The following is a 12,602-nucleotide window of genomic DNA, read 5'->3' on the forward strand; positions in this document are numbered from 1 at the left end:
TTCGGGAGCGTCGAGCGCCTCAACCCGGCGCTCCCGTACACCGGGCAAGCAGTCGCGCCCGCACCCTGTCCTTGTCCCGCCCGAAGCGGCCGAGGATCGCGATCATCTCGTGCCGCGCCGGCACGAACAGCGTTTCGCCACCGACGGCGACCGCCACCCGCGTCGCCGGCACCAGCGCCGTCCAGCCCGCGCCTTCGGCGAGCATCAGCCCGCCCATGATCTCGACGTCGCGATCGCTCCGCTGCCAGCGCGCGAACACCTTTGATCGGAAGCGCGGATGCGCATCGCTCGCCACCAGCGCAACGCCCAATCGCGCCGCCAGCGCCCGACCGTCGCGCTCGCTGGTCAGCAGATCGATATCGGCCACCGCGGTCTCGCCGCCGAGCAGCACCACCGCCGCGCTGCCGATGATCCACCACGGCGCGACCGCGGCGCGCATCGCCTGCGCCACCGCGACCAATGCCGTTTCGACCGCCGCGTCCATCGCGCCGACGGTCCGCTCAGTCCCCGGTCAGGATGCGATCGACCAATTGCTTCACCGTCGGCACGAAGCCGTTCGAGTAAAACGGATCGCGCTTGAAATTATACGCCGCATGCCCCGCGAACATCAGATTCTGGTCGATGTCGCCGCCATGCGCGATATCCTGCAGCGTCTTCTGGATGCAGAAGCTGCGCGGGTCGGCGAGCCGCCCGGTCGAATTGGTGTCGGTATCCGCCCAGCTCGAGAACGAGCATTGCGACAGGCAACCCATGCAATCCGCCTGATCCTTGCGGATGATGCCCTTCTCGACCGGCGTCACGAAAACCAACGTATTGTCCGGCGTCTTCAGCGCATCGGTATAGCCTTCGCCGAACCACTGGCGCGCGCGCAGCAGGTCGTTGCGCGTCACCCAGAAATTCTTGCCCTTCACGCCGACGTCGAGCTGGAAGACGTGATCGCCCGCCTCCTGCGTCGAAAAGGCGATCTGCCGCTCGGACCGCGCTTCCAGATTGCGCAGGAACGGATTGCGCACCGCCGACGAATAGAAGCCGGTCGGCGAAAACCGGTGCAGCAGCACCTCGCCTTCCTCGATCTCGGTCAGCTTGGCCTTCCAGTCCTGCGGGATCGGGCTTTCCTGCGTCAGCAGCGGCCGCGTGCCATATTGGAAGGCGATCGTGCCGAGTTCCGGATTGTCGATCCAGTCGTTCCAGTCGCGCAGATACCAGACGCCGCCCGCCATCACGATCGGCGTGCTGTCGGGGATGCCGCCCTCGCGCATCACCGCGCGCAATTCGGCGACGCGCGGGAACGGGTCCTGCGGCTTCAGCGGGTCCTCGGCATTCGACAGCCCGTTGTGGCCGCCGGCGAGCCAGGGGTCTTCGTAGACCACCGCCGCCAGCCATTCCGCCGCCTTCGAATAGGCACGCTTCCACAAGGCGCGGAACGCCCGGCCCGACGACACGATCGGCAGATAGGACACGCCGTAGGAGGCGGTGATCTCGGACAGCTTGTAGGGCATGCCGGCGCCGCAGGTGACGCCCGCGACCATGCCGCGCGTCCGCTCCAGCACGCCGTGCAGGATGCGCTGGGCGCCGCCCATCTCCCACAGCACGTTGATGTTGACCGCACCCTTGCCGCCGGCGATCTCATAGGCGCGATGCACCTGTTGCACCGCGCCCTCGATGGCATATTCGACCAGCTCTTCATGCCGTTCGCGGCGGGTCAGCGCGCGATAGACCTGCGGGATGATCTTGCCCTCGGGATCGTAGCTGTCGGCATTGACCGCGGAAACCGTACCGATGCCACCGGCGGCGGCCCATGCTCCGGCAGAGGCATGGTTGGTCGCGGCAACGCCCTTGCCGCCCTCGACGAGCGGCCAGACCTCGCGGCCATTGTAGACAATCGGCTTCAGGCCCTTGAACACGGAAAAATGCACCTCATCCGGGGGTAAATACGACCGGCTATACAAGAAGGATGCCCGGAAGCGAAGAAATTGCGCGCCCGCCGCCGCCCCCCCGTCGCGGCTTAGGCCGCGGTTAACCCCGTTGCGCCACACAGGCGCGATCGACGCGTCACGCGAGGGGAAGGCAATACCGATGGGGGTCCTCAATCACCTGATCGCGCCGCGGCGGGCGCCGGGCGCCTTGCTGCCGGTTCAGCCCCAGTCGCCGCTCGGCACGCTGCTGCTGCCGCAATTCGCGCAGCTCGGCTGCGTCGCTGGCGCATTGCCCGATCACGGCCCAACCGGCTCGGCCTGGTCGCGCGCCTATGTCCTCGGTGCGGCCTGCGCCTCGCTCCAGCAGCATGGCGCCGCTCCGGTCAGCGACCACGCCTGTTTCGCCGCCGCACTCGACGCATTCGCGCTGACCTATGGCGAAACCGACGCCCGCGCGATCCTCGCCGCGACCATCGCCGCCGCCGAGGCGCAGGAACCCGAGGTCGAGGACGGCCTGCTGCAAGGCGCCGCCGACCTCGCGCTGGCGACCTCCGGCGGCGCCGCCGCCGCGCTCCACTTCGCCACACGGCTCGGCGAGGAACTCGCCGAGGAGGCGTGAACCCGAAGGCAGGGCCCGCGCTCCCACGCCGGCTGAAGTACCGCGACAGCCGCTCAGCAGGTAAAGAGCGGATTTTTGCAGAAGGCTCGCCTTGAGCCGAAGTGCGGCTTGGTCCCCGCAGCCCGAGAGCCCGGAGCTATCGCATATGGCTACGCCGATGAGGCTCGATCGGTTTCCCCAAGAGATTCGTCACCCCGGACTTGTTCCGGGGTCCACCCAGCCGCAAGAGAAGGGTATCCAATCCAGCCTCTCTCCCCGCCGCAGGGTGGCCCCCGGAACAAGTCCGGGGTGACGGGGTGGGTTCGGGACCCGGCCGGGACAAATGAAGGTTCATAACCGACAGCCCGGCCCCGGCGACGAAGCCGCGAAACGAACGCCGGCCCCTACCCCAGCACCCCCGGCCGTCCCATCGCCGCGCCGTACAGCGCCTTGTACCGCGCGATCATCGTGGCCTCGTCGAATGCGGCGCGTGCCTTCGCCCGGTTCGCCGCGCCCACCCGCGACCGCAGCGCCGCATCGGACACCAGCGTCTGCAACGCGTCGCGCAGCAGCACCTCGTCGCCGCCGGTGACGAACGGCGCATTCTCCGCCGCTACCATCCGCGGCACGTCGCCGACCGGGGTGCTCACCACCGGCAGGCCGGCGGCCATGCCCTCGACGACGCTGATCGGAAATTGCTCGCTCGCCGAGGACAGCGCGATGATGTCGAAATGGCCGACGAAGCGATGCGGCTCGCCGAGGAACCCCGGCATCACCACGCGATCGGCGATCCCCATCGCGCGCGCGGTCGATTCGATCGCCGCACGCTCCGGCCCCTCGCCGACGATCACCAGCCGGAACCGGCCGGCGATGCCGCCGCAGGCGCGCACCAGCAGCGGCAGGTTCTTGACCTCGCGCAGGCCGGCGAGCGCACCGATCACCACCTCCTTGCCGTTCGGCACGAAACCGGGGATCGCGCGCAGGTCGGGCTTCTGCGCGTAACGGGCGGTGTCGATGCCGTTGGCGATACGATGCACCCGCGCCGCCGGCTGCTTCCACGTCCTGAACGCGATGTCCTCCAGCACCTCGGACGGCACCACCAGCGCGTGCGCCGCGCCGAGCGCGATCCGCCGATAGACGTTGCGCTCGATCTTCAGCCCCTTGGCCTCGTCGGCGTTGAAGCCGTCCTCGTGATGGATCAGCGGTGGCGCACCCTTGGGGAAGACGCGCCGCGCCATCACCCCGTCGATCGCCCCCCAATTGTAGGTCAGCACCAGATCGAAGCGCCGCATGAACCGGGCCAGCGCCTCGTAGCGCGCCACCGAGGGCCGCCCGGTCAGCGCCGGCGGGTCCTGCGCGATCTCATAGCGCACGCCCCTGGCGATCGAGGCGCGCGCGCCGAGCTGGTCGGGCACGCCGCTGACGATCGTATGCCGCGCGGCATCGCCGAAGGCGTTCATCAGCCGCACCGCCCGCGCCTCCTTGCCGCCCAGGCTGAAGCTCGAATGGAGGTGCAGGATGTGAACGGGTTGCGGCATGCCGTGTCGTGTAGCGGCGCGGCGGGGTTCGCGGAAGAACGGTTTACCGCAGCGGCAGCCAGCGTCCCTCGACCACCGATCGCCACGCCCATTCGACCGGCGCGATACGGAACCGCCGCACCCACAGCACCGCCGCCCATAGCAGCAGCGCGTCGACCGCCAGCGCGAGCGCCATCATCGCCGCCCAGCCCATCCGCCCGTACAGGCCAAGCCCGTAAGGCGAGAAGATCAGCCACGACACGATCAGCGTCTGCGCAACGTACAGCGTCAGCGCGGTCCGCCCCGCCGCCGCGAACGGCGCCAGCCACCGCCCGCCGCGCGCGCTGCCGACGAGCAGCGCGACCGCCGCGACATGCCCCAGCGTCATCGCGAGCCGCGCGATATCGTCCCACATCCACGCGACGCCGATCCGGCCGTCGAAGCGCGTCGCCTCCCACGCGCCATACACGCGCAGCGGCAATCCGATGCCATAGCCCCAGGCGAGCATCCGCCAATAGCGCCGCCGCGACCAGCCACCCTGCAACGCGCCCAGCCGGAACAGTCCCGCACCGATCAGCATCGTCGCCACCGCCTCCCAGACGTAGACGATCTCCTCGCCGCCGAGCCGCTCCAGTCCGACGCGGCGCTGCCCCGCGGTCCAGTCGGCAGGGCTGCCGTGGCCGAAGCGATCCTCGCGCGCCACCGCGGCGGCATTCTCCCGCGCCATCTGCACCCGCGCCGACGCCGGCATTTCGGTCGTCAGCCCGCTCGCCAGCGTGAACGCCGCATAGGACAGGCCAAGGACGAACAGCGCCCGCGTCGACAGCGTCCGAAAAGCACAGGCGATCAGCGCCGCCACCGCATAGGTGTGCAGGATGTCGCCCGGCCACAGCAGCAGGAACATGTGCGCGATGCCCAGCGCCCATAGCACCGCATTGCGCCAGCCGTAGCGCAGCGCCACCGCCAGCGGATTGTCGCTCGCCGCCGCGATCCGTTCGGTGAGGATCAGCATCCCCGCGCCGAACAGCATCTCGAGCAGCGCGCGCGCCGTCCCCTCGACGAGCAATGTGTCGAGCCACCACGCCACCCGATCGGCGCCGCTCCAGCCGATATGGCGGATGTCGGACCAATTGGCGGTCATCGACGCGCCCATCTCGCTGACGTTCATCAGCAGGATGGCGAGGATCGCCACCCCGCGCAGGATATCGAGCAAGACGAGCCGCGGCGCCCCATCCGGCTCGTCGTCAGCGGGCGTCACGCTACCGCTTTCTCCAGCAGCGCGTCGATCGGCGCCTGCAACGCCGGCTCGCTCAGCGTCGGCGCATGGCCGACGCCGGGGAGCGTCACCAGTTCGCCCTGATCGAGCGCCGCCAGCATCCGCTCCGCCACCGGCTGCGACAGCACGTCGGAGCGACCGCCGCGGACGATCAGCACCGGCACCGCGCGCAACGCCGACAGTGCCGCCCACATGTCCGGCCCGCTCTCGTTGCCCGGCGTGCGGAACGGTTCGGCGATCTTGAGGTCGTAATCGAGCACGATCCGCCCGCTGCTGGTCAGCCGGTAGACGCGCTTGGCCATCGCCAGCCAATCCTCGATCTTCCAGTCGGGATAGACGTCGGCATTGCCGTCCTGCAACGCGCGCGCGGCGTGCATCCAGGTCGGGCAACTGCTGCCCTTGCCGACATAGCCGCGGATGCGGGTGATCCCGCTCGCCTCGATCTCCGGCCCGACGTCGTTGAGCAGCGCCGCGGCGATCCCCGCCCCCGCCTGCGCGAGCAGCATCGTCACGATCCCGCCGAGCGAGGTGCCGACCGCGACAACGCGCGTAATGCCGCGTTCGGCGAGCAGCGCCTGCACGTCCGCGACATAGGTCGCGGGGACATAGGTCATCGGATCCTTGGCATATTCGCTCTTGCCGCGGCCGCGGAAGTCGACCGCGATCACCTGCCGCCGCCCCGCCAGCCGCGCCGCCAGCGCGTCGTAATCGCGCGCGTTGCGGGTGAGGCCGGGCAGGCAGAGCACCGGCGGCAGGCGCTCGTCGCCCGGATAGGAACGATAATGCAGCTTCAGCCCGTCGGCCGACAGCCAATAGCAGTTTTCATAAGCGGCCATGGTTGCGTCCTGCGGTTGGCGACCTCCATATCCACACATGCCCCCATCCCCGCAAGCATACCGCCCCGCCACCGCGTTGCTCGATCTCGGGCCGACGCTGGCCGATCCGGTCGCCGCCGCCGACTTCCCCGAAACCCGCCTGCGCTTCCGCAACGACCGCGCCGCCGGCGAGATCGGGCTCGACACGCTGGGCGACGACGAATGGACCGAAGCGTTCGGCCGGTTCGTGCCCTTGCCCGGCACGCTGCCGCAGCCGCTCGCGCTGCGCTATCACGGCCATCAATTCCGCCAGTACAATCCCGAGATCGGCGACGGCCGCGGCTTCACCTTCGCGCAGTTGCGCGACGCGGACGGCCGGCTGATGGACCTCGGCACCAAGGGCTCCGGCACCACGCCGTACAGCCGCTTCGGCGACGGCCGGCTGACGCTGAAAGGCGGCGTGCGCGAGATCCTCGCCACCGAAATGCTCGAGGCGCTCAACGTCCCCACCAGCCGCACGCTGTCGCTGATCGAGACCGGCGAGGAACTGGTGCGCGGCGACGAACCGTCGCCGACGCGTTCGGCGGTTCTGGTACGTTTGAGCCATGGCCATATCCGCATCGGCAGTTTCCAGCGGCTCGCCTATCATCGGGACGAGGCGGGCATGCGCGCGCTGGTCCGCTACGTCCTCGCCAATCTCTACGGCGAGGAATCGGACGATCCGCTGCGCCTGCTCGACCTCGTCGTCGGCCGCACCGCGACGCTCGCGGCAAGCTACATGGCGGCGGGGTTCGTCCACGGCGTTCTCAACAGCGACAATATCAACGTCACCGGCGAGAGCTTCGATTACGGCCCGTGGCGCTTCGCGCCGACCTGGGACCCGGCGTTCACCGCCGCCTATTTCGACCATGCCGGCCTCTACGCCTTCGGCCGCCAGCCCGAGGCGATCCATTGGGACGTGATGCAGCTCGCCGCCTCGCTGCGCCTGATCGCCGAGAGCGATCCGCTGATCGCCACGCTCGAGACGTTCGGCCCGCGTTACCAGCCGGAGATCGCCGCCGCATTGCTCTGGCGGCTCGGCGTGCTGCGGCGCGGCGACGAGGCGGACCGGGCGCTGGTGCAGACGATGGAACGCGCGCTGCGCAGCGCCGCCGTGCCGCTCGACCGCTTCTTCTTCGACGTCTTCGGCGGCACGCTACCCGACGGCTACGGCGACGACTGGCAACCGTTCCGCGACGCGCTCGCCGCTTATGCCCCACGCAAGGACCGCAGCCACGCTTATTGGCAGGGCGACCCCTGCAGCATGCTGATCGACGAGGTCGAGGCGATCTGGGCGCCGATCGCCGAGGCCGACGACTGGAGCGCGCTGAATGCGAAGGTGGCGGCGATCCGGCAGATGGGCGAGGCGATGGCGTAGCAGCCTCCCCACACCACCCCCGCCCCCACCTTGCCGCCCCGCCGCCATTCGCCTAACCCCTTGAACAGCACAGACAGGGTACGCATGGCCGACGCGATCATCTCCTACGAACCCGCCACCGGTGCCGAGCTGTGGAGCGGCGCGATCGGCGACGCCGATGCCGAGGTCGGCGCCGCCCGCGCCGGCTGGGCGCGCTGGGCCGCGCAGCCGCTCACCGTCCGCATCGAGACGATGCGCCGCTTCGGCAACGTCGTCCGCCAGCGCCACGAAGCGTTCGCCGACCTGCTCGCGCGCGAGACCGGCAAGCCGCTGTGGGAGGCGCGCACCGAGATCGACAGCGTCATCGCCAAGGTCGACATATCGGTCAGCGCCTATGCCGAACGCACCGCGCAGCGCCGGCTCGAATCGCCGATGGGCAGCCGCATGGCGCTGCGCCACAAGCCGCATGGCGTGCTCGCGGTGCTCGGGCCGTACAATTTCCCCGTGCACCTGCCCAACGGCCATATCGTCCCGGCGCTGCTCGCCGGCAATGCGGTGGTCTTCAAGCCGTCGGAAAAGACCCCGGCGAGCGGCGCCTTCCTCGTCGATTGCTACCGCGCCGCCGGCGTGCCCGAGGCCTGCGTCCGCCTGCTGATCGGCGGCCCGGCGGAGGGCAAGGCGCTCGCCGACCACGACGATATCGATGGCCTGCTGTTCACCGGCTCGGCGCGCACCGGCCTCGCGCTCAACCGCGCCTTCGCCGCCAAGCCCGAGAAGATCCTCGCGCTGGAGATGGGCGGCAACAATCCGATCATCGTCTGGGACACGCCGGACCTGCATTCGGCCGCGGTGCTCGTCATCCAGTCCGCCTTCACCACCGCCGGCCAGCGTTGCACCGCCGCGCGCCGCCTGATCGTCGAGGATCGTCTCTACGAGCCGCTGATCGACGCGATCTGCGCGATGGTCGGCCGGCTGATCGTCGGCAGCCCACATGACGATCCGCAGCCGTTCATGGGGCCGGTGATCGACAATGACGTCGCCGACCAGTTGAGCGAGAGCTTCCTCGCCCTGCTGATGCGCGGCGGCCGCCCGATCCGCCATCTCGAACGCACCGTAGCCGACCGTCCCTTTCTCACCCCGGCGCTGATCGACATGACCGCGGCCACCGAACATCCGGACATCGAGCTGTTCGGCCCGATCCTGCAAGTCTATCGCGCCGCCGATTTCGACGCGGCGATCGCGCTCGCCAACACCACCCGCTACGGCCTGTCGGCGGCGCTGGTCAGCCAGACCCCGGCGCTCTACGACCGCTTCTGGGCGGGCATTCGCGCCGGCATCGTCAACTGGAACCGCCCGACCAACGGCGCCTCGTCGTCGGCGCCGTTCGGCGGCATCGGCTGGAGCGGCAACCACCGCCCCAGCGCCTATTACGCCGCCGATTACTGCGCCTATCCGGTGGTCAGCAACGAAGCCGAAGCCGCCCGCGCCAACATCGGCATCGGCCTGCGCGACGCCTGACGCGGCACGGAAAAGGAAAGCGGAAACGCGGAGGCAAGCGAGGCGCGAGCCGTTTACCCCAAAAGCTTCGTCACCCCGGACTCGTTCCGGGGTCTACCGGACCGCAAAGAAGCGGCCTCGCCTCCAGCCTTTCTCCTCGCCGCGGCGTGGCCCCCGGAAAGATTCCGGGGTAACGGCGTAGGCGCGGACGGATCAACTCATGACATTTCGCGCGGAAACCGCAAAGCGCGCGCTCCTCGCCCGTGCCGCAGCGCGTAATCCGGATGGCGACGCATCGGTGATCAGCTACTTCTGATCCGCATCGCCTTCTACCGCGCCGCCGGCCTCACCCGACCGCGACGCGCCGCGTCTCGGGCAAAGTCACCGCCGGCAGGCATCTGAACCCCGGCCGCGCGAGCAGATAGCCCTGGATGTAGCGGATGCCGAGCCCGGCCAGCGTCTCATATTCCGCGACCGTCTCGATCCCCTCGGCGATCACCGCGATGCGGAGCGACTCGGCGATGCGCACCACGCCCTCGACGATCATCCGTCGCGGCAGGCTCTGTTCGATGCCGCGGATCAGATCCATGTCGAGCTTGATATAGTCGGTCTGGAACTTGGCGAGCAGCCCGAGCCCGGCATGACCCGCGCCGAAATCGTCGATCGCGGTGCCGAAACCCATCGCGGTATAGGATTCGACGATCGTCTTGACGTGCGCGGTGTCGGTCATCTCCTCGTTCTCGGTGAATTCGAAGATCAGCCGGTCGGTCGGAAAGCCGGTCGCATGCGCGGTCTTCAGCGTCAGCTGGATACAGGCGAGCGGCGAATAGACCGCATTGGGCAGGAAGTTGATCGACAATCGCGCATCGCCGTCGAGGATCCCCGCCGCCACCGCGCCCTCGATCGCCGCGACCCGGCATTGCTGGTCGAAGGCGTAGCGATTCTCCGGCGTCACCTGCGCCAGCACGCTCGCCGCCCCGGCGCCATCCGCGCCGCGCACCAGCGCTTCATAGGCGAAGGGCTGCCCGGTAGTGACGTCGACGATCGGCTGGAACGCCATCGCGATGGCGAAATCATGCTCCTCGCCGCGGCATCCCTGACATCCGGCTGGCTTGACCTGTATCATGCTGCCTTGCCTATCGACACGGGTGCTAAGGCTTCGTGAACATGGGGTTATCCTTCGCGTTCATGCGTGGTCACGATGCCGTCCGCCACCCCGTCGCCGTCATCGCTATCGGGCGGGTTGACGGTAGAATTCCTTGCCGCGGCGGACCATCGTGATGGAGGGACCGTCCTCGTCGATACCGACGTCGACGCGATCCTGCGTATTGCCGTTGAAAAGGCGAAGCGTCGTCGCGCCGGTCGGCTCGGCGATGAACATGGCATGCTGTTTGTGCTTGTCGTCGAGCGTCAGCAGGACGTTGGAATAGCCGTGATCGGCCGTGACGTAACCGCTGCGCTCGACGCCCTCGGCATCGAACAGCAGCATTCCCGACATCGTATCCTGCGGTCGGCCACCGCGGGTCAGCGTCTTGCCGTCGATCGTCGCGTTGGGCAGCGGCGCAGCGAGCTTGACGCGCGTGACGCCGGCGTGGTCGACCACGTCGAGTTGGCGCACCCGCAGCACGTCGACTATTTTCGGCGCCGCTGCCGGCGCCGCTGCCGGCGCCGCACTGGCCCGGTTGCTCACAGCGCCCAGAAACGTCAACCCGCAACAGGCCACCGCCAGAACGACCGCGATGGATGCGATCCGCAACCGCCGCTCGAGGCGCGCAATACGTTCGACTAGATCGGCTTCGGCAGCAGGCATTGTGATACTCCCTGTTGATCACCCTGAAGTATACCTGTCCGTTTTGGACTGGCAACGAGTTGCTCCTTTCCGCGGCCATCGTCACTCGCTCTCCGACCGTAGCCACAAGCTCCCCTAACCCCCGCCAAAGCAACGCTGGCTTGTCCGTCCGTCCGCCCCGGCCCATCTGGCGGATATGGCTACGCTTCTCGACCCCAACGCCCGCGGGCGCGTCATCCTGGTCGGTGCCGGTCCGGGCGATCCCGGCCTGCTCACCGTCCGCGCGGTCGAGGCGCTGCGCAGTGCCGATATCGTCGTCCACGACGGCCTGATCGATCCGCGCGTGCTCGACATCGCGCCGCCGCAGGCGCAGCGCATCTCCGTTGCGAAAAGCCGCGCGCGCCACACGCTGCCGCAGGAGGCGATCAACGCCCTCATCGTCGCGCACGTCAAGACCGGCGCGATCGTCGTCCGGCTCAAGGGCGGCGATCCCTTCATCTTCGGCCGCGGCGGCGAGGAGGTCGAGGCGGTGCGCGCCGCCGGCCTCAAGGTCGAGGTCATCCCCGGCGTCTCGGCGGCGCTCGGCTGCGCGGCGGAGGCGATGCTGCCGCTCACCCATCGCGACCACAGCAGCGCGGTCAGCTTCGTCGCCGGCCAGTGCAAGGGGCTGAGCGATCAGGATTGGTCCGGCCTCGCCGGTCAGGGTCGCACGCTGGTGATCTACATGGGCGTCGCCACCGCCAGCGACATCGCCGACAAATTGATGGCCGACGGCGTCGCCCCCGACATGCCCGTCGCGGTGCTCGAACGCGGCACGCTGGCGGGCAGCCGCGCGATCCGCACCCTCCTCGCCGATCTCGGCGCGATGGTGACGCGCGAGGCGGTGCAGAGCCCGGCGATCATCGTCGTCGGCGAGGTGGTCGAACTCTCGGACGCCGAGGACAAGCTTGCCCGCTGGGCGCGGATCGCCGAGGGAACCCACGAAAGTAATACTTTCGTGGGGCCCGCCGAGGAGACCGCAGCATGAGACTGTTGACGGGCAACGACCTTCCGACCGGCGACGTCGTGTGGTGGACCGGCACCGGCTGGTCGCGCCATGTCGAGGATGCGGTCGACGTCGGCACCGAGGGCGAGGGCATCCTGCGCACCGAGGAAGGCGCACGCCGCGTCAACGTGCCCTATCTGATCGACGCGATCCCGACGCCCGACGGCCCGCGACCGGCGCATATCAAGGACCGCATCCGTGCGCTGGGTCCGACCGTGCGGCCCGACCTGACGCTCAAGCCGGCCGACCCGTCCGCGGGCAGCTGGGTGATATGATGCGCGCGAAGACGCGACGCCGCGAACGGAAGAAGGTTTTGGTTCGCGCAGAGGCGCAGAGGCGCGGAGGAGTTGCGCCTGCCGTAACCGGCTCGCGCGCTTATCGGCGGCAGCTGGCAGGGCCGTGGCTGGTACGCACGCATGCCCTCCCCCATTCCGTCATCCCGACGAAAGTCGGGACCCACGGACGCGATGCGACCAGTGAAACGCGGAACGGTAACACCGCTATCACCAGCTTCGTGCCGGATCGGTCGAGGCTAAGCGAGGCCCAAAGCACCCGGAACAAGCCGCGCCCCCACCCCCGAGCGGCACCGCAACCATGGGTCCCGGCCTTCGCCGGGATGACGAAGGTGGGTGGCGTCCATTCCGCGCGCCACCGGCGCACCCCCTCCGCGCCTCCGCGCCTCTGCGCGAACAAAAACCTTCTTCTCTTCGCGTCTTCGCGTCTTCGCGCGAACCCAACAGCCTTCACCAGCTT

Annotated in this window: 12 protein-coding genes; 5 read left to right on the forward strand and 7 right to left on the reverse strand. The window is 69.0% G+C overall.

Annotation, left to right across the window (positions count from 1 at the left end; translation table 11 throughout):
* Nucleotides 1-19: 19 nt before the first annotated feature.
* Together MC45_RS06995 and MC45_RS07000 are read right to left on the reverse strand one after the other, a co-directional pair.
* Nucleotides 20-484, reverse strand: coding sequence for a hypothetical protein (locus MC45_RS06995; RefSeq protein ID WP_245640864.1), 465 nt, complete (start codon nt 482-484; stop codon nt 20-22).
* A gap of 16 nt (nt 485-500) precedes the next feature.
* Nucleotides 501-1,904, reverse strand: coding sequence for an NAD(P)H-dependent flavin oxidoreductase (locus MC45_RS07000; RefSeq protein WP_038661204.1), 1,404 nt, complete (start codon nt 1,902-1,904; stop codon nt 501-503).
* Nucleotides 1,905-2,076: 172 nt separating this feature from the next.
* On the opposite strand from MC45_RS07000, the gene MC45_RS07005 reads away from it, so the two are divergent.
* Nucleotides 2,077-2,535 (forward strand): hypothetical protein, encoded by a 459-nt coding sequence (locus MC45_RS07005; RefSeq protein WP_137898754.1) that lies wholly within the window; start codon nt 2,077-2,079, stop codon nt 2,533-2,535.
* A gap of 383 nt (nt 2,536-2,918) precedes the next feature.
* On the opposite strand, the gene MC45_RS07010 is transcribed toward MC45_RS07005, so the two are convergent.
* From MC45_RS07010 to MC45_RS07020, 3 genes are read right to left on the reverse strand one after another with little or no spacing between them, the layout of a single operon-like run.
* Nucleotides 2,919-4,052, reverse strand: a complete 1,134-nt coding sequence (locus MC45_RS07010) for a glycosyltransferase (protein WP_038661207.1) — start codon at nt 4,050-4,052, stop codon at nt 2,919-2,921.
* A 43-nt stretch (nt 4,053-4,095) separates the two neighbouring features.
* The gene (locus MC45_RS07015; protein ID WP_038661210.1) at nt 4,096-5,289 is read right to left on the reverse strand and encodes a DUF418 domain-containing protein; all 1,194 of its coding nucleotides are present in this window, start codon (nt 5,287-5,289) and stop codon (nt 4,096-4,098) included.
* On the reverse strand, nt 5,286-6,143 hold the full coding sequence (locus tag MC45_RS07020) for an alpha/beta fold hydrolase (protein ID WP_038661213.1): 858 nt from the start codon (nt 6,141-6,143) through the stop codon (nt 5,286-5,288). Before MC45_RS07020 ends, MC45_RS07015 begins: the two co-directional genes overlap by 4 nt.
* Before the next feature lie 37 nt (nt 6,144-6,180).
* On the opposite strand from MC45_RS07020, the gene MC45_RS07025 reads away from it, so the two are divergent.
* Together MC45_RS07025 and astD are read left to right on the forward strand one after the other, a co-directional pair.
* Entirely contained in the window at nt 6,181-7,539 is a 1,359-nt protein-coding gene (locus tag MC45_RS07025) for a protein adenylyltransferase SelO family protein (protein WP_038661216.1), read from the forward strand.
* 84 nt (nt 7,540-7,623) lie between these two features.
* Nucleotides 7,624-9,036: a succinylglutamate-semialdehyde dehydrogenase gene (astD, locus tag MC45_RS07030; RefSeq protein WP_038661219.1), complete on the forward strand. Its 1,413-nt coding sequence runs from the start codon at nt 7,624-7,626 to the stop codon at nt 9,034-9,036.
* Nucleotides 9,037-9,361: 325 nt separating this feature from the next.
* Here astD and MC45_RS07035 read toward each other — a convergent pair whose 3' ends face one another.
* Entirely contained in the window at nt 9,362-10,141 is a 780-nt protein-coding gene (locus MC45_RS07035) for an EAL domain-containing protein (protein WP_483852551.1), read from the reverse strand.
* 105 nt (nt 10,142-10,246) lie between these two features.
* The gene (locus MC45_RS18580; RefSeq protein ID WP_156143790.1) at nt 10,247-10,825 is read right to left on the reverse strand and encodes a hypothetical protein; all 579 of its coding nucleotides are present in this window, start codon (nt 10,823-10,825) and stop codon (nt 10,247-10,249) included.
* 175 nt (nt 10,826-11,000) lie between these two features.
* Between MC45_RS18580 and cobA the strand changes: the two genes are divergently transcribed.
* Complete coding sequence (gene cobA / locus MC45_RS07045; RefSeq protein WP_052075550.1) at nt 11,001-11,831, forward strand: uroporphyrinogen-III C-methyltransferase; 831 nt, start codon at nt 11,001-11,003, stop codon at nt 11,829-11,831.
* Complete coding sequence (locus MC45_RS07050) at nt 11,828-12,124, forward strand: DUF2849 domain-containing protein (RefSeq protein ID WP_038661225.1); 297 nt, start codon at nt 11,828-11,830, stop codon at nt 12,122-12,124. Before cobA ends, MC45_RS07050 begins: the two co-directional genes overlap by 4 nt.
* Nucleotides 12,125-12,602: the final 478 nt, after the last annotated feature.

It is taken from the genome of Sphingomonas taxi, assembly GCF_000764535.1.
In the GTDB taxonomy this organism is placed as follows: domain Bacteria; phylum Pseudomonadota; class Alphaproteobacteria; order Sphingomonadales; family Sphingomonadaceae; genus Sphingomonas; species Sphingomonas taxi.